Raw genomic sequence first — 25,804 nt, forward strand, 5'->3', positions numbered from 1 at the left:
TTCTTTACTCCGCGGCAGCGGCCGTTACCGGCGCTGCATTCTCAACTTGGGCGGCAGCAGCGGCGGGAGTACCGCCACCTTGCTGCTCGGCGAGCCAGCTGTCGTACTCGGCCTGCGACTTCACATGCACGACCACCGGCATGAAGCCGTGGTCGCGACCGCACAGCTCGGCGCACTGGCCGCGATAGATTCCGGGCTCATCGGCGCGGAACCACAATTCATTCACGAAGCCCGGGATGGCGTCCTTCTTCATGCCGAAGGCCGGCACCCACCAGGCGTGGATCACGTCGTTCGAAGTGAGCAGCACGCGCACCTTCGCGTTGACCGGCACGACCAGCGGCTTGTCGACTTCGAGCAGGTAGTTGGGCACCGTCGAGGGATCGACGCCCGAACCGGTCTGGCGGGCGGCATCGCTGTCGCGGGCCAGCGTGGAGAAGAACTTCACCTTCTGATCGAGGTACTCGTACTCCCACTTCCACTGGTAGCCGGTGACCTTGATGGTGAGGTTCGAGTTGCGCGTGTCCTCGATCTTCACCAGCGTGGCGGCGGCCGGGATGGCCATGCCGACCAGGATGGCGACCGGAATGATGGTCCAGATGATCTCGGCCTTGGTGCTGTGATCGAAGTTGGCCGGCACCGCGCCCTGCGAGTGACGGAACTTCACGATCGAATAGATCATCACACCGAACACCGCGCAGGCGATCAGCACGCAGATCCAGAAGATCATCATGTGCAGGCCGTGGATGTCGCGACTCAGCTCGGTCACGCCGACCGGCATGTTGAGTTCCCATGCCGCCAGCGCCGCCCCGGTGGGCAACAACGCTGCCCCCAACATCCCGGCGGCATATTTAACGATCTTCATTGGCCCTAATGCTCCCAAGTGCTTCGTTCTGCCCGCGTCCGCGCATCGCGCCCGCAGTTCAACGCCGCGCTACCTCATAGCGCGGGCGTTTCGTTCATATTCCCCACCAGCTGCTGTAGACGCACCGCGAGGCTGCGGCGCTCGTCCTCTGTGAGAAACCTGCCCACCTCGCAGGCGTGACCACGCGACTCCAACATGAGTCGGCTGGGATGTAGCGCCGCCGGCGGGGCGTGGAGTGTAACCCTCGACCAATGTCTAGGAAATACCGATGACTGCACGCCGCGCCGGTCCCAGTGTCTGATGATCACCGAGTCCTGGCTGACAGTAATGGTTTCCCGCTCCTGCCCTGAACGCATGGAGGCATGGACCGCCCAGGCCAGCAGGCCGATTTCCAGGCCGGCGAACGGCAGGATGGGCCAGAAGCCCTGGGCGGTAAACATCAGAGCGACGGCGAAGGTGGGGGCCGCCACCAGGGCGACGAAGATGCGCGCGGTCTTGGGAGTCAGCGACCTGTGTGGCATGAGCTCGAGTACCCGTTCCGCGGGAGCGGCGTCCGGGGTCGGGCGAGGCGGCGGCAGGTCGGCCCGAGCATTCATCGTGTAGATACTGTTGTCAAAGCGTCAGATCTTCGTTGCTGCAATTACCGAGTGATTGCAAAAAACTTAACGTTTCCGGGCGGTGATGCTGGTCACCGGCACCCGAAATTCGCCCTCGGTCCGAGCCCGGGGACGAAGTTCGCCGGCCCACGCATGACCGTAGACCACTTCTACCGAGACCGGTAGTACGGCCTGCCCTGGGGCCGGCTGGACGGCGCTCCGGAGCGAATCGAGCTGGCCTTTGGAGGTCAGTCCGCGCGCCCGGCCATGGGCCAGATTGGTCGATCCGCTCGCCGTCAGCTCCGACAGCAACGCGTCGAGGTGGGGGTAGGTTACGGTCAGCCGCTCGGTGTCCATGACGGGCTCGGCCAGCCCCGCGCGCATCAGCGCATCCCCCAGGTCGTGCATGTCGATAAAGCGATGAACGTGGGGGTGGGCGTCGATTTTGCGCCAACCGTCGCGCAATTCGCGCAAAGTGTCCGGGCCGAGGGTGGCGAAAGTCAGCAGCCCGCCCGGCTGCAGGACCCGGCGGATTTCCTGGAACACGGCGTCGGGATCGTGGCACCACTCCAGCATCAGGTTGCTGAAGACCAGCTGCGCGCTGCCGTCCTTGATGGGGAGCCGGTGTGCGTCGGCGGCGATCCGATGGAACCGGCGCAGCCAGCCTTGCCGCTTGTCGGCCTCGACCAGCATGGCCGGCGACACATCGATCGCGACGACCTCGGCACTTTTATAGCGTTGCTTGAGCGCCTTGCTCGCGTGACCCGTGCCGGCGCCGAGGTCCAGCACGACCTTCGGCTGGACCTTCACGTAGTCCAGTCGCTCCAGCAACCGATTGCGGATCTCCGTCGCGACGCCGGCTGCGGCGTCGTAAGTTTTCGCGGCCTGGTCGAAAGAACGTCTTACACGGGCGGGGTCGAGGTAATACTCATCGGGCATGCGCGAAGGATATCGCGCTTTGCGCTCGTGCCCCTCACCGCGGCTCATTCCGGGCCGGCGCGCAACGACAATTACTTAAATGTGTTGTGTCGCTGAGCCACGGCGCCATCAGCTCGCGATGAGCTGCTCATCCTCATGCCGACGCGAGCAGCTCGGCGCGCTGTGCTGCTCGGCCAGCGGCTCGGCCGTGATGCCAAGCTTTGCGAACAGCTGACGATCCTTGTCCTCTTCCGGATTTTCAGTCGTCAACAACTTGTCGCCGTAGAAAATCGAGTTCGCGCCCGCGAGGAATGCCAGCGCCTGCGTTTCGTCGCTCATGCCGGAGCGACCGGCCGACAAGCGCACATGTGCCTTGGGCATCAGCAACCGCGCGACTGCAATCACGCGCACGAAATCCAGCGCATCCGGCTTCTCCGCGCCGTACAGCGGCGTGCCTTGCACCTGCATGAGCTGATTGATCGGCACGCTGTCCGGATGTTGAGGCAGCGTCGCCAGCGTATGGAGCAGCTCAGCGCGATCCTGTTCCTTCTCGCCCAGGCCGAGAATGCCGCCACAACACACGTTGATACCCGCGTTGCGCACGGCCTCGAGCGTGTCGAGACGATCCTGATAGGTGCGCGTCGTGATCACCTTCTTATAGTGGGACTCGGACGTGTCGAGATTGTGGTTGTAGTAATCCAGGCCCGCGTCCTTCAGCTGATGCGCCTGGTCCGGCGTCAGCATGCCGAGCGTCACGCACGTTTCCATTCCCATCGCGCGCACGCCCTTGATCATCTCCACGATCTGCGCGAGCTGCTTCGGCTTCGGGCTGCGATACGCCGCACCCATGCAGAAGCGAGTTGCGCCGTTCGCCTTCGCCGCGCGCGCCTTTTCCATCACGTCGCCGAGATCCATCAGCGGCTCGGATTTCAGGCCGGTCTCGAAGCGAATGCTCTGCGAGCAATACGAGCAGTCTTCCGGGCAGGCGCCGGTCTTGATCGACAGCAGCGTGCTGATCTGCACCTGGTTGGGATCGAAGTACAGCCGGTGCACGCGCTGCGCGTGATACATGAGATCGGAGAACGGCAACGCGAACAGCTCGCGCACCTCGTCCAGCGTCCAGTCGGTGCGCACGGCACCCAGGCGATCGACCAGCGTAGCGTTGCGAACGGCTTCGGAACGGGTCATTTCCACGACAAACCTCACTTATTCGGACAACTGCGCACGACTCGGCGGCTTCATGCTGTCCGTTGAGCGTCACGCAGGGTCGGCCCGCCGGGCCGAATGCTGGCGGGAAGTATTCGTGGCGGCCGGGAAGCCTGTCAACCGATGTTGGGAACCGCAGTCGACATTATCAGCCGGTCCTGTGCAGCCGTGCGGGCTCGGCAATTTGGTATTCGGCCCATCAGGCGCTTGGCGGGTGCGGCCGCGCGTTGCCTTTGGCCGGCCCAATGCGCGCTTTGTGGGCAAGCCGGTCTGCCGGCTTGCCCTGACCGTTCGGACCCCGAGCCAATCGATCTCTGCGCTGGTTGCGACGCCGATCTGCCGCTGAACGATAACGCCTGCGAGCATTGCGCCGAGCCTCTGCAGTCAAATCGCTCCAAGGTCGCGCTGTGTGGGCGCTGCTTACAGCAGCCGCCGGTGTTCGACGCCTGCGTCGCGCCGTTTCGTTATGCGTTTCCGGTCGATCGCATGGTTCAGGGGCTGAAGTATCGACGCGAGCTGGTTTACGGGCGGGTCATGGGGCAGCTGTTGGCCCGGCATCTTTCGCGCCGTGAGACCCGGCCGGAGCTGGTCATTCCCGTGCCGCTCGGTCTGGCTCGTTACCGCGAGCGCGGGTTCAATCAGGCGCGTGAGCTGGCGCTGCCAGTGTGCAAGTCGCTCGGGCTGACCTTGAACAGTCATTTGGTGTCGCGTCGTCGCGAGACTCAGGAGCAAGCGTCGCTGGATCGGAAGGAGCGCCTCACGAATACACAGCATGCGTTCGCATTGACGGGGCCGCTGGTCGCGCGGCATGTCGCGATTGTCGATGATGTCGTTACGACGGGCAGTACCGTAAACGAGATTTCCAAACTGTTGCGCTCGGCGGGCGCGGAGTGGATCGAAGTGTGGGCGGTGGCGCGGGCGGAGCGGAAGTGACTCGAACGTCCCGCGGCAGGCGGAGACGCGCAAATCTCATCTCTCATCGAAACGTGTATTCGAGCAGGATGCCGATGAACACCGACATGCCGAAGTAGTTGTTGTTCAGGAACGCCTTGAAACAATCCTCGGGCCGGCGCTTGCGAATCAACAGCTGCTCATACAGAGCGAACATCGCCGCGAACGCCAGTCCCAAGCCGTACCACAAGCCCAGTTCAAGCTCGCGTCCGATCAGCCACAGGCCCAGCAAGGTCATCAGTTGCATGATGCCGATGATGAATCGATCGGCGTCACCAAACAGCAGTGCGCTCGAGCGGATGCCGAGCTTCCTGTCGTCCTCGCGATCCACCATTGCGTACATCGTGTCATACGCAACCGTCCACAACAGGCCCGCCATGAACATCACCCACGCCATCCGGGGTGGCCATTCTCCCGTTTGCGCGGTGAATGCCATCGGGACGGACCAGGTGAATGCGATGCCCAGATACATCTGTGGCAGCGGGAAGAAACGTTTGAAGAACGGATAGGTGAGCACGAGCACGCCGCCCGCGATCGTCAGCAACTGCGTGCGTTGATTGAGGGTGAGCGCCAGGCCCAGCGCGATCAGACCCAGTCCTGCGCATAGAGCGAGCGCTTCTATGGGGTCGACGGCGCCTGTGACCAGCGGACGGTCTTTTGTTCGTTTCACATGACCGTCGAAGTTTCGATCCGCGAAATCGTTGATGGCACAGCCGGCGGAGCGGGTGAGCACGGTGCCCAGGACGAAGACGATGAATACGTGCGGATCAGGCTTGCCGCCGGAGGAGAGCCAGAGCGCCCACAGCACTGGCCATAGCAATAGCCAGATGCCGATCGGTTTATTCAGCCTGGTCAGCGCGGCGTACGCATTCAACTTCGCTGCTGCGCCCGGAAGGACTTCGGCGACGAAGGCGGTGGTCGCGATTCTGTGACCCAACCACCGAAAGCGATCGCGCACCGGCGACCCTGGTCGGCTGGGCTGAAGTTGTTCGATATCAGGCGGGGCGATGGGCGCGGCCGCCGAACTCGACGCGGATGATGGCGGCGGCGATGCAGCCATCATCGCGACCGTCTTCACGTAGTCCCTCGGCACCGCCGGTGTCTTGGCAGCCTCAGCCTGAGCAGCCCAGCCCGAGCTCGAGGCAGACGTCGTCGCCGCCGCCTTCGCCGGCTCGGTGTGAGATGACGACGCCGCGTGCGCCGGCGTCGCGGCCGCCTTTACCGGTTCGCTGTGAGACGACGATGCCGCATGCGCCGGCGATGTCACTGGCGCCTTCGCCGGTTCGCTGTGAGCTGACGACGCTGTATGCGCTGGCGGTGTCGCCACCGCCTTCACCGGCTCGTTGTGAGACGACGAAGCTGTATGCGCCGGCGATGTCGTTGGCGTCTTCGCCGGCTCGTTGGGAGACGACGATGCCGTATGAGCCGGCGATGTCGTTGGCGTCTTCACCGGCTCGTTGTGAGACGACGAAGCTGTATGCGCCGGCGATGTCGTTGGCGTCTTCACCGGCTCGTTATGAGGCGACGACTGCGCATTCGATGGCGGCGTCGCACTCGGCTGTGCCGGTGTGACCGGCGGTCGCGTGAGCGCTTGACGGGCGGGTGTCGTGCTCGACGGCTTCGATCCCTTCGCTGTCTCAATTCGCGGCGGTGGTGTCGCTGGTCCGGCGCCGGACGACGTCGATGGCTTCGCGCCTGGCTGGCTTGTTGACGGCGGCGGCGCAGGCGACATCTTCGCCGCGTCCGTCTGCGATGACGGCAATGTCGCCGCAGGAGGCAAAGGTGATTTCGCGGCCTCGCCGCGGGCCGAGGTGGGCTCAGTCGCAATCGGCGTCGCTGGGGGCCGCGTCAGATCCGCGCCTCGCTTGGCCTGAGTCGGCGCAGGCGGCGAAACGGGGGGCAGCGACGCCGGCGGCATCGCATGCATCGGCTGAGTCTTTTCCGGCTGGTGCGCCTCAGGCGGCGACGTCTTCGCAGCCTCCGGAATCGGCGGCGCTAACGATGCCGGCGGAATGATGTGGAGCGGCTGTGTCTTCTCGTGGCTATGCTTCGGTTCTTCAGGCGCGGCCTGCTTCAGCATATCCATTTGCGCAGGCGGCGGCTTCGGCGCGGCTGGCATCGCGTCCAGCGGCTGCGTCTTATCCGGGTGATGCGCGTTCTGTGAATCTGCCACGAACCTAACCGTTTAAACCTTCCCGAACCTTTCGCCCTGCCCGATCCAGCGCCGTAACAGCGGCGCTATGTTGGCCTCATTTTCCTCGAGCATCAATTCCGCCACTTCCTGAACTTTCGGCAGCAAATCCGCGTCTCGAACCAGCTCCGCGACCCGCATCTGCATCAGGCCGGTCTGCTTGGTCCCGAGCAGCTCGCCGGGCCCGCGCAGTTCCAGGTCGCGGCGGGAAATCTCGAAACCATCATTGGTGGCCCGCATGACGGACAAACGCTCACGTGCCACTTCCGACAGCGGCGTTCGATACAGCAACACACACGTGCTCTCCGCCGCACCTCGGCCGACGCGGCCGCGCAGCTGATGGAGCTGAGCCAGGCCCATGCGTTCAGCATTCTCGATGACCATCAAACTCGCATTCGGCACGTCGACGCCGACCTCGATGACCGTGGTCGCGACCAGCAGATCGATCGCGCCTTCCTTGAAGCGCGCCATGACCGCATCTTTCTCTTTCGACGACATGCGGCCGTGAACCAGCCCGACCTTCAATTCCTGCAAGGCCTCTGTCAACACGGTCATCGTATCTTCAGCCGCCTGCGCCTCCAGCTGATCGGACTCCTCGATGAGTGGGCACACCCAATAGGCCTGCCGCTTCTGTCGACACGCATCGCGAATTCTCAACACGACTTCATCGCGACGATTCTCGGGCAGCGCGACCGTCTTCACCGGCGTGCGCCCGGGCGGCAGCTCGTCGATCACGGATACATCCAGATCGGCGTAGGCCGTCATCGCCAGCGTTCGCGGAATCGGCGTGGCGGTCATGATGAGTTGATGTGGATAGCGCCCCGAGGCGAGGCCTTTTTCCCTGAGCAGCAAACGTTGATGGACGCCGAAGCGATGCTGTTCGTCGACGATGACCAGGCCGAGCCGTCGAAACTCCACTTCCTGTTGGAATAACGCGTGCGTGCCGATCGCGAGCTTCACTTCGCCCGACGCCAGATCCGCCAACGATCTTGCTCTCGCCGCGGCCGTGCGTTTGCCGGTGATCAACGCTGGATAGAGCTCGAGCGGTTCGAGCCAGTTCGTGAAATTGCGAGCATGTTGCTCGGCGAGCAATTCGGTCGGCGCCATCACCGCAACTTGAAAGCCCGCTTCAACCGCGCGCAAGGCCGCCATCGCGGCGACCAAGGTCTTACCGCAACCCACGTCACCTTGAACCAGACGAAGCATCGGGCTCGACTGCGATAGATCACGCTCGATATCGCGCCACGCCCGCGTCTGCGCGCCGGTCGGTTTGAACGGCAGTGTGGCGAGGAAACGATCGATCAGCGGCTCGCCGACGGTGAATTGCCAGCCCGGATCGCGCTGAATCTCACGTCGCAGCAGTCGCAAGCTCAGCTGATGAGCGAGCAGCTCTTCGAAAGCGAGACGACGTTGCATCGGATGCTGGCCGAGCGCCAGCAACTCCAGATCCGCATCCGGCGGCGGGCGATGAACGTACTGAAGCGCTTCTCTCAGCGGCGGCAGCTGCAATTGCGCGAGCACGGCCGGTGGCACCCAGTCCTGCACACTGCGATTCGCGAATTCTCTCAGCGCCATCGTCGTGAGCTGACGCAGGCGGCCTTGTTGTACGCCCTCGGTCAACGGATAGATGGGCGTGAGCACATCTTCATTCGTCGCCACCGCATCGCTGGCGACGCGTCGATATTCCGGATGAATGATCTCGAGCCCGCTCGGCCCGCGTTTCACTTCACCGAAGCACCGCAGCCGGGTGCCGCGAGTCATTTGCTCGTGCTGAGAGTTGCTGAAGTGGAAGAAGCGGAGTGTCAGCCAGCCGGAGCCGTCGCCGATTCGGCAGAGCAACTGCCGTCGCCCGCGAAAGGCGATTTCCGCAAGCTGCACTTCGCCTTCGACGACGGCGCGATCGCCGTGGCTCAACGAACCGATAGGAATGACCTGCGTGCGGTCTTCGTACCGCAGAGGCAACAGGAACAGCAGATCCTGAATCGTCGTGATGCCCAGCTTCGCCAGCTTGGCCGCGAGCGCATCACCAACCCCACGCAGCGCCGTGACCGGACGAATCTCCGGCGACATCGCGGCCGCAGGCACGTCAGCGCCTCGAGGCCGTTTGCTGTTGGAAGGGGAAGGGCTCATTCACTGCAAGTGTACGGTAGCTGCAGTTCTCGCCGAAGAGGACCAAGAGGTTTTCCACGAGGGAGGAAGTTGTCACCGACATTTCAGCGGTGGCCGTTACCGCCAACACATCGGCGGTGGCCGTCGGGGGGAAGTGTTCTCCCGGCAATTGGATCCGTCCAGGGATGGCGGTCCTATAGCAGCCACAAGGGCTCGGCGGGGCCTTTCGGCGAAGCACGGCTTCGCTCCGCCGAGCGGGTGTACATGGATGTGCACCCTGGGCTTGCCCGGAGCAGGACTGAGCAGGGCAATGTGCAGCAGGGCGCCCGCGACAGCGAAGCGTGCGCAGGCGTGTGTCGCGGTGCCGGGAGAACACTTCCCCCCGACAGTCGCCGCGAGCCACTGACGCCTTCTTAGTCGAGCTCGACGATACAGTCGATCTCAACGTTCGCATTCTTAGGCAGAGCAGCTACCTGCACCGTCACGCGAGATGGATACGGCTCCGAGAAATACTCCGCCATGATCTTGTTCAACGTCGGGAAGATGCCGAAGTCGAGGATGAACACAGTCGCGCGCGTGACCTGCGAGAAGTTGCCGCCGGCCGCGGTGACGATGGCTTTCAGGTTGTCGAACACGCGACGGATCTCGACTTCGATCGAGCTGTTCTGCAGTTCGCCGGTGGTCGGATCGAGCGCGATCTGGCCGGACACGTAGACGGTCTTGCCGACCTTCACGGCCTGAGAATAGGTGCCGATGGCCTTGGGAGCGTTCGGAGTCGAAATGATTTCGCGCGCCATGATGAAACCAACCGTTGCTGACGAGGAGCGAGGATGTTACGCGATGACGCGCGTTACGCGGAGCACTTCCGGCATCTTGCGCAGGTTCTTGATCACGTGCGCCAGGTGCTTACGGTCGCGGACCTGCAGATCGAAGATCAGCGTCGACGCGTCGCCGTCGCGCTCGTCGACCGCGACGTGTTCGATGTTGGTCTCGGTCGTCGCGATATTCGAGGCAATCGCCGCGAGCACACCCATGCGATTCGCCACGTCGATGCGCACTTCCACATTGAACAGGCGATCCACGTCGGAGCGCCATGTGACCGTGAGCCACTTGTCCGGCTGCTTGCGATAGTTGCGTAGATTGCCGCACGCCTCGCGATGGATCACGACGCCACGGCCGCTCGACAGGTAGGCCATGATCGGATCGTTCGGGATCGGGAAACAGCAGCGCGCATAACTGACCACCATGCCTTCGGTGCCGGCGATCGCAAGCGGCTCGGCTTGCGTGGTCGGTTCCGTTGGCGAAGTGCCATCCGCAGGCAACAAGCGACGTGCGACCAGGGCGGCCAACCGTTCGCCGAGGCCGATCTTCTCGAACAGCTCGTCCGGCGTCTTGAGATTGAGCTCCACGGCCGCCGCCTGCAGGCGCTCCTCGGGGATCTTCTTCAGCACCAGCGACAGGTCCTGCAGCGCCTGGCTCAGCATGCGCTTGCCCAGCTCGATCGCCTCGCCGTGCTTCAAGCCCTTCAAGTAGTGACGAATCGCCGCGCGCGCCTTCGCGGTCACGACGAAGTTCACCCAGGCGGGATTCGGTGTCGCGCCCTTCGCGGTGATGATCTCCACCGTCTGACCGTTACGCAGCGGGGTGCGTAGAGGCACGAGGCGTCGATCCACTTTCGCGGCCACGCAGTGATTGCCGATGTCCGTGTGCACGGAATAGGCGAAGTCCACCGCAGTGGCATTGCGCGGCAAGCGACGGATCTCGCCGCGCGGCGTGAACACGTACACCTTGTCCGGGAACAGGTCGAGCTTGACGCTCTCCATGAATTCCTCGGCCGAGTTGCCGCTATGGGGCATCTCCATCAGGTGCTGTAGCCACTCACTTGCGCGATCGCGATACGCGCGACCCGCGTCGGAGGAATCCTCGCCGGTCTTGTATTGCCAATGCGCGGCGATGCCCGACTCGGCGATGCGATGCATGTCCTCGGTGCGGATCTGCACTTCGATGGGCATGCCGTTCGGGCCGAACAGCGTCGTATGCAGCGACTGATAGCCGTTGATGCGCGGGATCGCGATGTAGTCCTTGAAGCGTCCCGGCATCGGTCGATACAAGCCGTGCACGACACCGAGCGCGCGATAACAGGTATCGATCGAGTCCACGACGATACGGAAGCCGAACATGTCGACGATGGACGCCAGCGGCACGCGCTTACGACGCATCTTCTGATAGATGCTGTAGAGATGTTTCTCGCGGCCCTCGACGCGGCCCTTCACCTGCGCCTTCTCGAGCGCGGTGCGCACGTTGTCTGCGATCTTGCCGACGAACTGCTTCTGATTGCCGCGCGCTTTCTTCAGCGCCTTTTCGATGATGCGATAACGGCCCGGGTACAGCGCCTTGAAACCGAGCTCTTCCAGCTCGGACTTCACGGTGTGAATGCCGAGGCGATTGGCGATCGGCGCGTAGATCTCGAGTGTCTCGCGGGCGACGGTGCGGCGTTTGGCCGGCGGCACCGAGCCGAGCGTGCGCATGTTGTGCGTGCGGTCGGCGAGCTTGACCATGATCACGCGAATGTCGCGGACCATGGCGAGCAGCATCTTGCGGAAGCTCTCGGCCTGCGCCTCGGCGCGCGAGCGAAACTGAATGTGATCCAGCTTCGAGACGCCATCGACCAGTTCCGCGACATCGGCGCCGAAGCGCTCGGCGATATCGTCCTTGGCCGTGGGCGTGTCCTCGATCACGTCGTGCAGGATGGCGGCGACGATGGTCGGCGCATCCATGTGCAGGTCGGCGAGGATGTGAGCGACCGCGACCGGATGCGCGATGTAGGGCTCGCCGCTCAGGCGCTTTTGGCCCTCGTGGGCCTCGGCGCCGAATTCGTAAGCGTCGCGGATCCGGTCGACCTGCGCGGGCGGCAGGTAGGTCTCCAGCTTATTGAGCAGCTGGTTGACCCCTATCGAGCGTCTTCCGGTAGGTAACAGGTTGAGGATGGAAGACGCGTAGTCCATAGGCTAAAGCTGGGGACTTTCGAGCGCGACGTCAATCTCCGAGGCCGAGATGAGGGGCACGCAGCTCGCCCGACATGCCGTTCATGTCCGGCTCGGGCATCAGTTCCGGCTGCGGGCGCTGCTCGGCTTCCTCGAGGATCTCGGGACCGATGTGGCCGGCGGCGATTTCGCGCAGGGCGACCACAGTCGGTTTGTCGTTCTCCCACTCCACCGTCGCCTCGGCGCCGTTGGCCAGCTTGCGGGCGCGGCGGGCGGCCACCAGCACCAGCTGGAACAGGTTCGGGATGTTGTGGAGCGAGTCTTCGACGGTAATACGGGCCATGAAAACCTCTGGCGAACACGCAAAACTGGGGGGATTGAGGGGCAGTATACCGCCAGGCAGTGCCCGAAACAGTCCTTTCGGGTACCATACCGCGCCCCGCCGGCCGGGGTCCCTAAGATTTTCTGGCAACAGTACGCCGGTAAGAAGCGGAGAGAGTGGGTTATGACGTTTCGATTGAGCCCGGTAACGGTCATCGGTCTGGGCTTGCTTGCTGCTGTGTCCGCGTCGACCGCGAGCGCGGCAGACGCCGCCAAGGGCAAAGTTCTGGCCTATACCTGCCATGGTTGCCATGGCGTGCCGGACTATAAGAACGCGTACCCCAACTATCGTGTGCCAAAACTGGGCGGCCAGAACGAGGCATACCTGGTCAGTGCGCTGAATGCCTATGCCAAGGGCGAGCGTCCGCATCCCACCATGCACGCGCAGGCCGCGACGCTGACCGATGAAGAGAAGGCCGATATCGCCGCGTTCCTGCACGGGGACGGCGGCATTCCGAGCAAGGAAGTCGTCGGCACGCCGCCGCCGGCCACGCAGACCTGCGTCGCCTGCCACGGCGCGGACGGCAACAAGACGGTCGCTCCGGACTATCCGAAGCTGGCCAGCCAGCCGGCCGATTACATCGTGCACGCGCTCAAGGACTACAAGAGCGGCAAGCGCAAGAATCCGATCATGGCCGGCATCATCAGCGGCGTGGACGAAAAGGATTTCCAGGCCCTGGCCGACTTCTTCTCCAAGCAGCAGGCACTGTGCACCACCGATCAGATCCGCAAGACCGGCAAGTGCCAGACCGAGTAAGCGTAGGCTTGCCGGGTTGATTCTTTCGATTTGACGAGCGCGCGGAGGCCGCCGGTTATGCAGAGCTTTCGCGCGTTTCGCATTCATCAGGAAGGCGGCAAGATCGTTTCTAGAATGGAGACGATCGGCCTGAACGACCTTGCCGAGGGTGAGGTCGTCGTCAAAGTCCGCTACTCCACCATCAACTACAAAGACGCGCTCGCCGCGACCGGCGCCGGCAAGATCCTGCGGCGTTATCCGCTGGTCGGCGGCATCGATCTGTCGGGCGAGGTGGTCTCTTCCAGCGATCCGCAGTTTCAGCCCGGCCAGAAAGTGCTGGTCACGGGCAGCGAGCTGTCCGAGACGCGCGATGGCGGTTACGCCGAGTACGCCCGCTTGAAAAGCGATTCGGTGGTGCCGATTCCTGCCGGATTGGATGAGTTCCAGGCCATGGCGCTCGGCACCGCGGGTTACACCGCCGCGCTCGCCATTCATCGCATGGAACAGAACGGACAAACGCCGGAGGGCGGCGAGATCGTTGTAACAGGCGCGACGGGTGGCGTCGGCAGCATCGCCGTCGACATGCTGGCTGCGCGCGGCTACGAGGTCGTTGCCGTTACAGGCAAGCAATCTTCCGTCGACTACTTGCAGCGGATCGGCGCCGCGCGCGTGCTGCTCAGAGATCAAATCGACACTGGCAAGCGCCCATTGGAAGAAGCGCAGTTCGCCGGCGCCATCGACAACGTCGGCGGCGAATTGCTCACCTGGCTGACGCGCACGGTCAAATTCTGGGGCAACATCGCCAGCATCGGTCTGGCCGCCAGCCCCGAGCTGAAGACCACCGTCATGCCGTTCATCTTGCGCGGAGTGAATTTGCTCGGCATCAACTCTGTATACACGCCGCGACCGCTGCGTTTGCAGGTGTGGCAGCGGCTCGCGACCGATCTGAAGCCGCGGCATCTCGACAGCATCGTGACCAGCACGATCCCGTTCGAGCAACTGCCGGGCGCGTTCGACGCTTACTTGAAAGCGGGTGTGACCGGTCGCACCGTCGTGCGCATCGCGGGCTGAGCGGCGGCGCATGAGCGATCCCACTCTCATTGCCGGTGCGGCTCAGCTGGGTATCGAGCTGAGCGAGCTTCAGGCGCAACAGCTGATCCGTCTGCTCGACGAGCTGGACGACTGGAATCAGCGCATGAATTTGACCGCGATCAAAGAGCGCGGCGCGCAGATCACCAAGCATTTGCTGGACAGCCTGTCCGTGCAGCCGTTCGTGCAGGGCGAGCGGGTGCTCGATGTAGGCACCGGCGCGGGTTTTCCCGGCATGCCGCTGGCGATCGTGAATCCCACCAAGCAGTTCGTGCTGCTGGACTCCACCGCCAAGAAGCTCAAGTTCATAGATCACACCGCTGGGTTGCTGGAGTTGCCCAATGTGCAAACCGTGCATACCCGAGCGGAAAATTTCCGCCCGGCGCAACGATTCGATATCGTGTTGTCGCGCGCCGTCGGCCCGGTAGAGCAATTCGTGAAATGGGCCGGCCATCTGGTTGTCGGCGGCGGGCGACTGCTGGCGATGAAGGGCCGGCACCCCGAGGCCGAGCTCGGCAAGTTGCCCAGTGGCTGGAAACTCGCGGCGGTCCATCGACTTAACGTGCCCACTCTGGACGAAGAGCGGCATCTTGTGGAAATCTGCCGCAGCCACGACCGGCCCTAGCGCTGCGACCTGGCGTTCCTGCCCTCGAGTTCAGTAGCAGAATCAGCGTTGTGCCGATTGCGTGACTCACTAACGGACTGGTCCCATTCAAACATCCATGCATCGCATTCTCGCCATCACCAACCAGAAAGGCGGCGTCGGCAAGACCACGACGAGCGTCAATCTGGCCGCATCGCTGGCGGCGACCAAGCGGCGCGTGCTGTTGATCGATATCGATCCGCAGGGCAATGCCACCATGGGCTGCGGCATCGACAAGCGCGCCGTAGAGCGGTCAACGACCGATGTGCTGCTCGGTGAGAGCGATGCGGCGTCGGCGATGCTGCCGGTGGAGTACGCGGATTTCAAAGTGATGCCGGCCAACCAGGATCTGGTGGCGGCCGACGTCGAGATGATGGGCAAGCCCGGTTGCGAGTCCCGCCTGCGGGACGCCCTGCAGCCGGTCATGGATCAGTTCGACATCGTGCTGATCGATTGCCCGCCGGCGCTGAACATGCTGACGGTGAACGCACTGGTCGCGGCCGAAGGCGTGCTGATCCCGATGCAATGTGAGTATTACGCGCTGGAGGGGCTCACCGCTTTGGTCAACACGATCGAACAGATCAAGGCCGGTCCCAATCCCAAGCTCGAGATCGGCGGCATCCTGCGCACCATGTACGACCCGCGTAACAATCTGGCGAACGAAGTGTCGGCGCAGCTGATCGAGCACTTCGGCGACAAGGTGTTCCGCTCCATCATTCCCCGCAACGTGCGGCTCGCGGAAGCCCCCAGCTTCGGCAAGCCGGCATTGCACTACGATAAAGAATCGCGCGGCGCGCTCGCCTATCTGGCGCTGGCCGGCGAAATGATTCGTCGAGAGGAAGAAACATTCAATGTGGCGCCGCCTGCCGCTAACGCGGTCGCGTCATAGTGACGAACCATGACAATGGCGACTAAACAACCCCGTCTCAGCCGTGGGCTCGGTGCCCTGCTCGGGCAGCCCGCCGCGGCGGCTGTGTCTCCCGCTACCGCTGCCGTGGTGACGGCGCTACGTCCGGTCGATGAGGAGTTGCGCAAACTGCCGGTGGATTTGTTACAGCGGGGCAAGTACCAGCCGCGTATCGATCTGCGGCAGGAAACATTGCAGGAGCTGGCCGATTCGATCAAAGCGCAAGGCGTGGTGCAGCCCATCGTCGTGCGTCCGATCAATGCCGATGGGTCGTACGCAAACAATCCGTCCGACAACCCGGCCGAGCAGCATTACGAAATCATCGCCGGCGAGCGTCGCTGGCGCGCGGCGCAGCTCGCGGGCCTGCATGAGATTCCGGCGGTCATTCGCCGCGTGCCCGATGAAGCCGCCATCGCCATGGCGCTCATCGAAAACATCCAGCGCGAAAATCTGAATGCGATGGAAGAGGCGCGCGCCCTGCAACGCCTGATCACTGAATTCGAGATGACGCATGCGACGGCGGCCGAAGCCGTCGGTCGTTCGCGCTCCGCGGTGAGCAATCTCCTGCGCCTGCTCGAGCTGGGCGAAGACGCGAGCAGGCTGGTCGAGCATCGCGAGCTGGACATGGGTCATGCGCGCGCGTTGCTCACGATCGAAAACAAACGTCAGCAGGCCGAGCTGGCCTCGCAGGTCGCGAAGCAGAAGCTGTCGGTTCGTGAGACCGAAGCGCTGGTGAAACGATTGGCGTCGCAGCCGGCGGCGAGCTCGCATGAAGCCGCGTCGCGACCCGATCCGAATATCCGCAAACTGGAGGCGGACCTGAGCGAGAAGCTCGGCGCCAAAGTGCAGGTCCAGCATGCCTCCTCCGGCAAGGGCAAGCTGGTGATCAGCTATCACACGCTGGAAGAGCTCGACGGCATTCTCGAGCACATCCGCTAGGGTCGGAGCCCGCTCAAGCCCGCCAACGCAGTACCAGGTAAGGTCATGATTCGGCGTTTCAGGGAAGTCTGCTGGCCGGAGGTCCGTTCAAGATGCGAACGGCGCCAGTGCTGAACGGCGCGGCGCCGCGCACCCCGATCGCTACAATTTCGTGTGCGTTGCTGCTGCTGGCATTCATCACGGTCTGTTGTGGGGCCGCGCACGCCGAACTGGTGATCGACGGCCACATCGACGAGCCGGAGTGGCAGAGCGCGATCAGCTGCAAGGACTGGCAACGTACCTTGCCGTTCGCGCGCGATGAGCCCCGCTACGGCAACGAGCTGCACATTCTTTCCACCGAGCGTGGACTGGCCGCGGCCTTCATTCTCGATCAACCGCCCGGCGAACGACGCATCAAGCCGCGCACGCCGCGCGACTCGGAGCGTTTGATCGGCGACACCGTCTCGCTGATGGTGGACTTCGACGCCAACGCGCAGATCGGTTACGAATTCACCGTCGGCCTGGGCGGCGGCATTCGCGACGGCCTGATCACCAATCAAAACAAATTCGATCGCGACTGGGACGGCGCCTGGCAGCACGCCGTGTACGAAACCGAGCAGCAATGGTTCGTCGAGATCTTCATTCCCTGGTCCAGCATCAGTATGCGCGACTCGCGGGCCGACACGCGCACCATCGGCGTGTATGGCACGCGCTATCTGTTCGAGCGTGGCGAACGTTATTCCTGCCCGGGCATCACCAGCGAAGCGGCGGTGTTTCTGTCCGACTTCCAGCGCATGAAGATCTCGCAGCATGCGCCGGTCACCAACCTGGACATCGTGCCGTACGGGACCGCGATCGCCGATTTCATCGACGACCGCACACGCTTCAAAGCCGGCGCCGACATCAATTGGAAAGCCTCGCCGAGCCTGTGGCTGTCGGCGACGCTCAATCCCGACTTCGGGCAGGTGGAGAGCGACGAGCTGGTGGTGGATTTCTCGGCGGTGGAAACCGTGTTCACCGACAAGCGGCCGTTCTTCAGCGAGAACCAGGGCATCTTCGATCTGCGCACGCCGGCGAACGGACAGCTCGTTTACACGCGACGCATCGGCGCGGCCACCGACGATGGCCGGTCCGCTTCAGCGGATATCGATGCGGCGCTGAAGCTCACCGGCACGGCAGGCCAGGTGGTCTATGGCGGCTTCGTCGCGCAGGAAGACGAGTATCACGACGGCCCCGGTCGCCTGTTCGCGGCCACTCGCGTTGCTTTGCCAATGGAACATGCGCGCATCGGCTATCTCGGCACCTGGGCGGATCGACCCGCTCTGGATCGCGACGCCCTGGTGAACGCCGTCGACTATGAGCTCGCGCCCAGTGAGGACTGGCGCATCAGCGGTCAGGTCATCCGCTCCGACATCGGCACGAGCGGCATGAATATCATGAACATGAGTCTGGCACGCGGCACTGAGGTCCGTCGCTCCGAAGTGAACACGCACGGTTACGAGTCGTGGTTGCAGGCCGACTTCAATCGCAGCTCGCCGCTGACGCATACGTTGAAGCTGCTGTACATCGACGACACGTTCGACATGAACGATCTCGGTTACATGGAACGTAACGCGCTCAAGCAGATCGAGTGGGAAACGAACTATCGGGTTGCCAGCGACGGCGGACGCGTGAGCGGTGAAACGCAGCGACTCTATACGTTCTACCGCGAGAACACGGACGGGCAACGTTTGCAATCGCGCTTCGCATTGTCGCGCGATGTGAGTTACGCGAGCGCGTGGAAAGCATTCGAGGAACTGCGCTACGTCACCAGCGGTGTGGACGATATGCTTTCACGCGGCAACGGTCCGGTGCGATTGGACGATCGCGTGTCCGCCTACATGGATATCACCACGCCGCGCTATGGCGACTGGCAATTCACGTTGGGCCTGTATGCGTTCCAGCAGGGTGTGAAGGATTACTCGGGCTGGGTGCAATTCCTGGCCGCCTGGTATCCCACCGAGAAGCTGACCTTGCGGGTGGATCTGTTGCCGCAGTACTCCTCGGACTGGCTGCTCTGGGAAGAAGGCAATCTGTTCGGCTCCTATCGCGCCGAGCGACTCGACTACGACTTCCGCCTGGACTGGATTCCCGCGCCGCGCCACGAGTTGCGCGTGAAATGGCAATGGATCGGCATCGATGCCGAGCTTCGGCGCGCTTATCGCACGGATCCGGCGGGCAACCTGATGCGGACCAGCGATGCGGTCGCGCCCTTCACCGTCAACAATCTCGGTCTGCAGATCCGGTATCGGTACGAGATCGGTCCCATGTCCGAACTGTTTCTGGTTTACGCGCGCGGCGGCTACAATTTCATCGACGATGACGAGCGCGGCGTGAGCGAGTTGTTTCGCGATATGACCGAGGTCCGGGACGCGGATCAGTTCCTGATCAAGCTCCGATACAAGTTGTAAATCTGGCCTGATCCGTGACGAGCCAAAGAGGTGTAGATGACCGCTGATGTCAAGACGTCAGCGCGAAAAGTCACCACTGCACGGCGACAGCGCAGGCCAATAGTCATAATTCGCGACAAGACAGGCTGGATCTTCCTTGTAGCACTGCAAAACGCTGCGTATAATTCGGCGCCGTTTCCAGCCGGGCGGTAATCCAATACGTGTCTGATACCGTGCGCGTGCGCGGCAAGCGCCTGGCGTTGAAATTCGCCGCGACACAGCTGGCATGCACGGGTCTGGCAGCACTCGTGTTTTTGATGTTGAGCGGCTGGAACGCGGCCCGCTCGGCGGTCGCGGGCGGTCTGATCATCGCGTTGGGGACTCTCGTGTTCGCATGGCGGTTGTTCGCCACAGACTGGCCGGCGGCCAGCGCGGCGCGCGGGTTCTTCGCGGGTGAAGTGTTGAAGTGGATTTGGGTGGTCGGCGCGTTTGCGCTGGCATTGACCCGCGGCGGCATGGAACCGCTGCCCCTGCTGATCGGCCTGGTGGCCAGTCAGTGCGGGTTCTGGGTTGCGATGGGAATCTTCAAATAGTCGTTTTAGGTGAGGTGGGGTTGATGGCTGAGCATGGTGGTCCGGAGACCATGACCGATTACATCAAGCACCATCTCCATCATTTGGAGATGCCGGTTGGTGAAGGCCGGTTCATGGTGCTGCACCTCGACAGCATCTTCTTCAAGCTGCTGTGCGCGGCTATCTTCCTGTGGCTGTTCCTGCGGGTGGCGCGGCGCGCGACCACCGGCGTTCCCGGCAAATTCCAATGCTTCATCGAGATGGTCGTCGAGTTCGTCGACACCTCGGTGAAAGAAACCTTTCATGGCAAGAGCAAGCTGATCGCGCCGCTGGCGCTGACCATCTTCTGCCTGACGTTCCTGATGAACTTCCTGGACATGATCCCGGTGGACTGGCTGCCGGCGCTGGCGGGCGCGGCGCACGTTCCTTACCTGCGCGTGGTGCCGACGGCCGACCTCAACACCACGTTGGCCATGTCGCTGACCGTGTTCCTGTTGATCCAATACTTCGGCGTCAAGCACAAGGGCCTCGGCACGTTCTTCGGCGAGATGCTGACGGCCCCGTTCCATGCGCCGAACACCATCGGCAAGATCCTGCTGGCGCCGGCCAACCTGCTGCTGCGCCTGATCGAAGAAGCAGTGCGCCCGATTTCGCTGGCACTGCGACTGTTCGGCAACATGTATGCTGGCGAGCTGATCTTCATCCTGATCGCCTGCATGACGCTCGGTGCGAGCCTGTCCAGCGGCATGACCTACGTCATGGCGCCGCTGCAGTTCGTGGCCGGCTTCGTCTGGACCGCGTTCCATATCCTGATCATCACGCTGCAAGCATTCATTTTCATGATGCTGACCATCGTGTACCTCAGCATGGCCGCCGAGCATCACTGATTCGTTTCGATTGTCCGATTACTAACTAGTTTTACTGCACGCACCGGAGATTCAAATGGAGAACATCACTCAGATTGCCGACGTCATGAGCTTCACCGTGATTGCCGCGGGTCTGCTCATCGGCCTCGGCGCGCTTGGCACCGCGATTGGCTTCGCGTTGCTCGGCGGCAAGTTCCTGGAAGGCTCGGCTCGTCAGCCGGAGCTGACCGGCATGCTGCAGACGAAGATGTTCATCGTCGCCGGCTTGCTGGACGCGATCCCCATCATCGGCGTCGCCATCGCTCTGCTGTTGATCTTCGCGAATCCGTTCATCGGTCAGCTCGGCGGCTGATTGCCGTTCCACGGTCGATCGGCGCCAGGCGGTGTTCTCATCGTTCTGGGGGCCGCCACAAGTGAATCGGAGTAAGCATGGATCCCACAATAACCATCGTCGTCCAGGGTATCGCGTTCTTCGCGGTGGCCTGGCTGGTCATGAAGTTCGGCTGGCCGAACATCATCGCGGCGATCGAAGATCGGCAGAAGAAGATTGCCGAGGGTCTCGCGGCTGCCGAGAAAGGCGAGAAGAGCCTGGCGGAAGCCAAGAACTCGGCCAACGACATCATCAAGGAAGCGCATGCGCGCGCCGCGAAGATCGTCGAACAGGCCAATCGCCGCTCGACCGAAGTGGCCGAGGAAGCACGTGGCGTAGCCTCGGCGGAAGCCGAGCGCATCGTCGCGGGCGCCCGCCAGGAAGCCGCGTTGGAATCGGGTCGCGCCCGTGAGCAGTTGCGCAAGGAAGCCGCCGGTCTGGCGGTGTTCGGTGCCAGCAAGCTGCTCGGTCGTGAGATCGATGCCAAGGCCCACGCCGACTTGCTCGACAAGCTGGCGCTGGAGATCGAGCGCGGTTGACGCGCCCAGTCTTCAGTAAGAACAGCGAAACGGAGCACTTTTAATGGCCGAGAAAGCCACCATCGCCCGCCCCTACGCCAAGGCCGCGTTCGAGTCGGCGCGTCAACATCACGCGCTGGAACGCTGGACCAAGGTGCTGGCAACCGCCTCGTCGGTGGTGCAGGACGAGCGCGTTGCCTCGCTGCTGTCGAGTCCGCGGGTCACGCCGGAGCAACTCTCCGGTTTGATCGCGGATATCGTCGGTGGCGATCTGGACGAGCAGACCCGCAATTTCCTGGCCACGCTGGCCAGCAATCGCCGCCTGGCGTTCTTGCCGGAAATCGCCTCGATGTACGAGGCGTTGCGGGCTGAAGCCGAGAACACCGCCGACGTGCAGGTGATTTCGGCGGTGGCACTGGACGAGGCGCAGCAACAGCGCCTCGCCTCAGCCCTGAAGAAACGTTTGCAGCGCGAAGTGCGCTTGCATCTCGAAGTCGACGCATCGCTGATCGGTGGCGCCATCGTGCGCGCGGGCGATTTCGTCATCGATGGATCGCTGAAGGCGCGCCTCGACCGGTTGGCGGTCGAGATGACTCACTGACGCCCCGAATACACGAATTGACCGAGGATTGAGCATGGCCATCAAGGCATCTGAAATCAGCGATCTGATCAAGTCACGCATCGAGAAGTTCTCGAGCGCCACCGAAGAAGCGAACATCGGTACGGTAGTGACCGTGACCGACGGCATCGTGCGCGTGCACGGCCTCGCCGACGTGAAGTACGGCGAAATGCTGGAGTTCCCCGGCGGCAGCTTCGGCCTCGCGCTGAACCTGGAGCAGGACTCGGTCGGCGCCGTGGTGCTGGGTGAGTACAAGCACATCGTCGAAGGCGACACGGTGAAGACCACCGGCCGCATTCTCGAAGTGCCGGTCGGCGAAGGCCTGCTGGGTCGCGTCGTCGACGCCCTCGGCAACCCGATCGACGGCAAGGGGCCGATCCAGGCCGTGCGCAACGCCCCGATCGAGCGCGTCGCGCCGGGCGTGTTCTTCCGTAAGTCCGTCAGCCAGCCGGTGCAAACCGGTTACAAGGCCGTCGACTCGATGGTGCCCGTCGGCCGCGGTCAGCGCGAGCTGATCATCGGCGACCGTCAGACCGGCAAGACCGCGCTGGCCATCGACACCATCATCAACCAAAAGAACTCCGGCATTAAGTGTATCTACGTCGCCATCGGCCAGAAGCAGAGCTCGATCGCGAACGTGGTGCGCAAGCTGGAAGAGCACGACGCGATGAAGCACACGATCATCGTGGCCGCCTCCGCTTCGACGCCCGCCTCGATGCAGTACCTCGCGCCGTACTCCGGCTGCGCCATGGGCGAGTACTTCATGGACCAGGGCGAAGACGCGTTGATCATTTATGACGACTTGACCAAGCAGGCGTGGGCGTATCGCCAGATCTCCCTGCTGCTGCGTCGTCCGCCGGGCCGCGAAGCGTATCCGGGCGACGTGTTCTACCTGCACTCGCGCCTGCTCGAGCGTTCGGCTCGCGTCAACGAAGAGTATGTCGAGAAGGCCACCGGCGGCCGCGTGAAGGGCAAGACCGGTTCGCTGACGGGTCTGCCCATCATCGAAACCCAGGCCGGTGACGTGACGGCGTTCGTGCCGACCAACGTCATCTCCATCACCGACGGCCAGATCTTCCTGGAAGGCGATCTGTTCAACGCCGGCATTCGTCCCGCCATGAACGCGGGCGTGTCGGTGTCGCGCGTCGGTGGCGCCGCGCAGACCAAGATCATCTCGAAGTTGGGCGGCGGTATTCGTCTCGCCCTCGCGCAGTACCGTGAGCTCGCGGCGTTCTCGCAGTTCGCTTCCGACCTCGACGAGTCGACCCGCCGCTCGCTGGAGCGCGGTCAGCGCGTCACCGAGTTGATGAAGCAGAAGCAGTACGCGCCGATGTCGGTCGCGGAAATGGCGCTGTCCATCTACGCCGTGAACAACGGCTACATGGACAAGGTCGAGCTGAAGAAGATCGGCGCGTTCGAAGCGGGCCTGCAGGGCTTCGCCAAGACCAACTACAAGGCGGCCGTCGACGGCATCAACAGCAACCCGGTGCTGTCGCCGGAGAATGAAGCCGCGTTGAAGAAGATCTGCTCTGAGTTCGCGACTTCGGGCAGCTACTGAGCTACGCACTGAGAACGTAAATGCCAGGCGTAAAAGAGATCCGGATCAAGATTGCGAGCTTCAAGAGCACGCAAAAGATCACCAAGGCCATGGAAATGGTGGCCGCGAGCAAGATGCGCAAGGCGCAGGAGCGCATGCGCGCCACCCGCCCGTACGCCGAAAAGATCCGCACGGTGATCGGTCACTTGCGCCTGGCGAATCCGGATTACAAACATCCGTTCATGATCGAGCGCGACGTGAATGCCGTCGGCTTCATCATCATCACCACCGATCGCGGTCTGTGCGGCGGCCTGAACGTCAACCTGTTCAAGGCCACGCTGGCCGCGATCCGCGACTGGCAGAAGCAGGGCAAGAAGGTGTCGGTGTGCCTGATCGGCTCGAAGGGCGTGCAGTTCTTCCGCCGGCTCGGTGGCGTCGAAACCCTGGCGACGGTCACGCACCTGGGCGACCGCCCGCACGTGAACGACCTGATCGGTACCGTGAAGGTGATGCTGGACCAGTACCAGGAAGGCAAGCTCGACCGCCTGTTCCTGGTCAATAACGAATTCGTCAACACGATGAGCCAGAAGCCCGTCGTGCGCCAGCTGCTGCCGGTGGTCACCGAGGACAGCGACAAGCTGCAGAAGCTGTGGGATTACATTTACGAGCCGTCCGCGAGCGAGCTGCTCGAGGGCGTGTTGATGCGCTACATCGAATCGCAGGTCTATCAGGGCGCGGTGGAAAACGTCGCTTCCGAAATGGCCGCGCGCATGGTCGCGATGAAGAGCGCCACCGACAACGCCGGCAAGCTCATCGAGGAACTGCAGCTGATCTACAACAAGGCTCGCCAGGCGGCGATCACCAAAGAGATCAGCGAAATCGTCGGCGGCGCGGCGGCGGTTTAAGAAAGAATTTTTGAGGAACTGACACATGGCAAGCGGCAAGATTGTCCAGATCATCGGTGCGGTCATCGACGTGGAATTCCCGCGCGACCATATCCCCAAGGTGTATGAAGCGCTGAAGCTCGAAGACGTCGATCTGACGCTCGAAGTGCAGCAGCAGCTCGGCGACGGCGTCGTGCGCACCATCGCCATGGGCGTGTCGGAAGGTTTGAAGCGCGGCCTGAAGGTCAAGGCCACGGGCGCGCCGATCTCCGTGCCGGTGGGCAAGGGCACGCTCGGTCGCATCATGGACGTGCTGGGCGCCCCGCAAGACGAGCAGGGCCCGGTGCAGACCAAGGAGCTGATGCCGATTCACCGCGCCGCGCCGTCTTACGACGAGCAAGCCGGCGGCCAGGACCTGCTGGTCACGGGCATCAAGGTGATCGACCTGCTCATTCCGTTCGCCAAGGGCGGTAAGGTCGGCCTGTTCGGCGGCGCCGGCGTGGGCAAGACCGTCAACATGCTCGAGCTCATCAACAACATCGCGAAACAGCACTCGGGTCTGTCCGTGTTCGCCGGCGTCGGCGAGCGTACTCGCGAAGGTAACGACTTCTATCACGAGATGATCGAGTCGGGCGTCATCGACACCAACGACCTCACCAACTCCAAGGTGGCGATGGTGTACGGTCAGATGAACGAGCCGCCAGGCAACCGCCTGCGCGTCGCGCTGACCGGTCTGACCATGGCCGAATATTTCCGCGACGAAAAGAACGAGGCCGGCAAGGGCCGCGACGTGCTGCTGTTCATCGACAACATCTACCGTTACACGCTGGCCGGCACCGAAGTGTCCGCGCTGCTCGGCCGTATGCCTTCGGCCGTGGGTTACCAGCCGACGCTGGCCGAGGAAATGGGCGTGCTCCAGGAGCGCATCACTTCCACGAAGACCGGCTCGATCACGTCGATTCAGGCCGTGTACGTGCCCGCCGACGACTTGACCGACCCGTCGCCGGCCACCACGTTCGCGCACTTGGACGCGACCGTCGTGTTGTCCCGTCAGATCGCGTCGCTGGGTATCTACCCGGCCGTGGATCCGCTGGACTCCACCAGCCGTCAGCTCGATCCGCTGGTCATCGGCGAAGAGCACTACAACGTCGCCCGCGGCGTGCAGGCAGTGCTCCAGCGCTACAAGGAACTGCAGGACATCATCGCGATTCTGGGTATGGACGAGCTGTCGGAAGACGACAAGCGCACCGTGTCCCGCGCTCGTAAGATCCAGCGCTTCCTGTCGCAGCCGTTCAACGTCGCCAAGGTGTTCACCGGTCAGGACGGCAAGATCGTCCCGCTCAAGGACACCATCCGCGGCTTCAAGGGCATCCTCGACGGCGAGTACGACAACCTGCCCGAGCAGGCGTTCTACATGGTCGGCGCCATCGAAGAAGCCGTCGCCAAGGCGAAGACCCTCCAGTAAGAAACATTCGGTTCGCGGGCGCCGCCCTTTCCGGCGGCGCTGGCGATCCCAAG

Annotated in this window: 25 protein-coding genes and 1 pseudogene; 17 read left to right on the forward strand and 9 right to left on the reverse strand. The window is 63.0% G+C overall.

Features of this window, described 5'->3' with window-relative positions:
* Positions 1-4: 4 nt before the first annotated feature.
* The 4 genes from coxB to bioB all read right to left on the reverse strand — a co-directional run bounded on the left by coxB (position 5) and on the right by bioB (position 3,564).
* Positions 5-862, reverse strand: coding sequence for a cytochrome c oxidase subunit II (gene coxB / locus EKO19_RS37295; RefSeq protein ID WP_175597343.1), 858 nt, complete (start codon positions 860-862; stop codon positions 5-7).
* 74 nt (positions 863-936) lie between these two features.
* Complete coding sequence (locus EKO19_RS37300; RefSeq protein WP_157995630.1) at positions 937-1,383, reverse strand: DUF2244 domain-containing protein; 447 nt, start codon at positions 1,381-1,383, stop codon at positions 937-939.
* 141 nt (positions 1,384-1,524) lie between these two features.
* The gene (gene bioC, locus EKO19_RS37305; protein ID WP_129782532.1) at positions 1,525-2,397 is read right to left on the reverse strand and encodes a malonyl-ACP O-methyltransferase BioC; all 873 of its coding nucleotides are present in this window, start codon (positions 2,395-2,397) and stop codon (positions 1,525-1,527) included.
* A 108-nt stretch (positions 2,398-2,505) separates the two neighbouring features.
* Complete coding sequence (gene bioB, locus EKO19_RS37310; protein ID WP_129782533.1) at positions 2,506-3,564, reverse strand: biotin synthase BioB; 1,059 nt, start codon at positions 3,562-3,564, stop codon at positions 2,506-2,508.
* 141 nt (positions 3,565-3,705) lie between these two features.
* Here bioB and EKO19_RS40140 point away from each other — a divergent pair.
* Positions 3,706-3,993, forward strand: a pseudogene (locus tag EKO19_RS40140) (double zinc ribbon domain-containing protein); the annotation flags it as partial.
* 24 nt (positions 3,994-4,017) lie between these two features.
* Positions 4,018-4,515 carry a ComF family protein gene (locus EKO19_RS38540; RefSeq protein ID WP_157995631.1) on the forward strand — a complete coding sequence of 166 codons (498 nt, stop codon included), beginning with the start codon at positions 4,018-4,020 and terminating at the stop codon, positions 4,513-4,515.
* Between the two features lie 43 nt (positions 4,516-4,558).
* Here EKO19_RS38540 and ubiA read toward each other — a convergent pair whose 3' ends face one another.
* A complete protein-coding gene (gene ubiA / locus EKO19_RS37320) occupies positions 4,559-5,458 on the reverse strand; it encodes a 4-hydroxybenzoate octaprenyltransferase (RefSeq protein WP_407676686.1) in 900 nt (299 codons plus the stop codon).
* A 335-nt stretch (positions 5,459-5,793) separates the two neighbouring features.
* On the opposite strand from ubiA, the gene EKO19_RS37325 reads away from it, so the two are divergent.
* Positions 5,794-6,105, forward strand: coding sequence for a hypothetical protein (locus tag EKO19_RS37325; RefSeq protein ID WP_129782535.1), 312 nt, complete (start codon positions 5,794-5,796; stop codon positions 6,103-6,105).
* Positions 6,106-6,718: 613 nt separating this feature from the next.
* Here the strand turns inward: EKO19_RS37325 and recG are convergent.
* The 4 genes from recG to rpoZ all read right to left on the reverse strand — a co-directional run bounded on the left by recG (position 6,719) and on the right by rpoZ (position 12,160).
* The gene (recG, locus tag EKO19_RS37330; RefSeq protein ID WP_129782622.1) at positions 6,719-8,794 is read right to left on the reverse strand and encodes an ATP-dependent DNA helicase RecG; all 2,076 of its coding nucleotides are present in this window, start codon (positions 8,792-8,794) and stop codon (positions 6,719-6,721) included.
* Positions 8,795-9,246: 452 nt separating this feature from the next.
* Positions 9,247-9,630 carry a Rid family detoxifying hydrolase gene (locus EKO19_RS37335; RefSeq protein WP_129782536.1) on the reverse strand — a complete coding sequence of 128 codons (384 nt, stop codon included), beginning with the start codon at positions 9,628-9,630 and terminating at the stop codon, positions 9,247-9,249.
* Positions 9,631-9,666: 36 nt separating this feature from the next.
* On the reverse strand, positions 9,667-11,838 hold the full coding sequence (gene spoT, locus EKO19_RS37340; RefSeq protein ID WP_129782537.1) for a bifunctional GTP diphosphokinase/guanosine-3',5'-bis pyrophosphate 3'-pyrophosphohydrolase: 2,172 nt from the start codon (positions 11,836-11,838) through the stop codon (positions 9,667-9,669).
* 31 nt (positions 11,839-11,869) lie between these two features.
* Positions 11,870-12,160, reverse strand: coding sequence for a DNA-directed RNA polymerase subunit omega (gene rpoZ, locus EKO19_RS37345; protein ID WP_129782538.1), 291 nt, complete (start codon positions 12,158-12,160; stop codon positions 11,870-11,872).
* 162 nt (positions 12,161-12,322) lie between these two features.
* Here rpoZ and EKO19_RS37350 point away from each other — a divergent pair, with 162 nt between their 5' ends.
* From EKO19_RS37350 to atpD, 14 genes are all read left to right on the forward strand, one after another.
* A complete protein-coding gene (locus EKO19_RS37350; RefSeq protein ID WP_129782539.1) occupies positions 12,323-12,955 on the forward strand; it encodes a c-type cytochrome in 633 nt (210 codons plus the stop codon).
* A 57-nt stretch (positions 12,956-13,012) separates the two neighbouring features.
* On the forward strand, positions 13,013-14,005 hold the full coding sequence (locus EKO19_RS37355) for an oxidoreductase (protein WP_129782540.1): 993 nt from the start codon (positions 13,013-13,015) through the stop codon (positions 14,003-14,005).
* A gap of 10 nt (positions 14,006-14,015) precedes the next feature.
* Positions 14,016-14,648, forward strand: coding sequence for a 16S rRNA (guanine(527)-N(7))-methyltransferase RsmG (rsmG, locus tag EKO19_RS37360; RefSeq protein ID WP_129782541.1), 633 nt, complete (start codon positions 14,016-14,018; stop codon positions 14,646-14,648).
* Positions 14,649-14,745: 97 nt separating this feature from the next.
* Positions 14,746-15,555 carry a ParA family protein gene (locus tag EKO19_RS37365; protein WP_129782542.1) on the forward strand — a complete coding sequence of 270 codons (810 nt, stop codon included), beginning with the start codon at positions 14,746-14,748 and terminating at the stop codon, positions 15,553-15,555.
* A gap of 15 nt (positions 15,556-15,570) precedes the next feature.
* Positions 15,571-16,512, forward strand: a complete 942-nt coding sequence (locus tag EKO19_RS37370) for a ParB/RepB/Spo0J family partition protein (protein ID WP_129782623.1) — start codon at positions 15,571-15,573, stop codon at positions 16,510-16,512.
* Between the two features lie 92 nt (positions 16,513-16,604).
* Positions 16,605-18,941 carry a DUF5916 domain-containing protein gene (locus EKO19_RS37375; protein WP_129782543.1) on the forward strand — a complete coding sequence of 779 codons (2,337 nt, stop codon included), beginning with the start codon at positions 16,605-16,607 and terminating at the stop codon, positions 18,939-18,941.
* Positions 18,942-19,141: 200 nt separating this feature from the next.
* A complete protein-coding gene (locus tag EKO19_RS37380) occupies positions 19,142-19,513 on the forward strand; it encodes an ATP synthase subunit I (RefSeq protein WP_157995632.1) in 372 nt (123 codons plus the stop codon).
* Between the two features lie 23 nt (positions 19,514-19,536).
* Positions 19,537-20,379, forward strand: coding sequence for a F0F1 ATP synthase subunit A (atpB, locus tag EKO19_RS37385; RefSeq protein ID WP_129782545.1), 843 nt, complete (start codon positions 19,537-19,539; stop codon positions 20,377-20,379).
* Positions 20,380-20,434: 55 nt separating this feature from the next.
* On the forward strand, positions 20,435-20,710 hold the full coding sequence (gene atpE / locus EKO19_RS37390; protein WP_116808431.1) for a F0F1 ATP synthase subunit C: 276 nt from the start codon (positions 20,435-20,437) through the stop codon (positions 20,708-20,710).
* Positions 20,711-20,787: 77 nt separating this feature from the next.
* Positions 20,788-21,267, forward strand: coding sequence for a F0F1 ATP synthase subunit B (locus tag EKO19_RS37395; RefSeq protein ID WP_217705851.1), 480 nt, complete (start codon positions 20,788-20,790; stop codon positions 21,265-21,267).
* Positions 21,268-21,310: 43 nt separating this feature from the next.
* Entirely contained in the window at positions 21,311-21,847 is a 537-nt protein-coding gene (locus EKO19_RS37400; protein ID WP_129782547.1) for a F0F1 ATP synthase subunit delta, read from the forward strand.
* Positions 21,848-21,881: 34 nt separating this feature from the next.
* Positions 21,882-23,423: a F0F1 ATP synthase subunit alpha gene (atpA, locus tag EKO19_RS37405; RefSeq protein WP_129782548.1), complete on the forward strand. Its 1,542-nt coding sequence runs from the start codon at positions 21,882-21,884 to the stop codon at positions 23,421-23,423.
* Positions 23,424-23,443: 20 nt separating this feature from the next.
* Complete coding sequence (gene atpG, locus EKO19_RS37410) at positions 23,444-24,307, forward strand: F0F1 ATP synthase subunit gamma (RefSeq protein ID WP_129782549.1); 864 nt, start codon at positions 23,444-23,446, stop codon at positions 24,305-24,307.
* A gap of 25 nt (positions 24,308-24,332) precedes the next feature.
* Positions 24,333-25,751: a F0F1 ATP synthase subunit beta gene (gene atpD, locus EKO19_RS37415; RefSeq protein WP_129782550.1), complete on the forward strand. Its 1,419-nt coding sequence runs from the start codon at positions 24,333-24,335 to the stop codon at positions 25,749-25,751.
* Positions 25,752-25,804: the final 53 nt, after the last annotated feature.

The organism is Peristeroidobacter soli (assembly GCF_004138485.1).
In the GTDB taxonomy this organism is placed as follows: domain Bacteria; phylum Pseudomonadota; class Gammaproteobacteria; order Steroidobacterales; family Steroidobacteraceae; genus Steroidobacter; species Steroidobacter soli.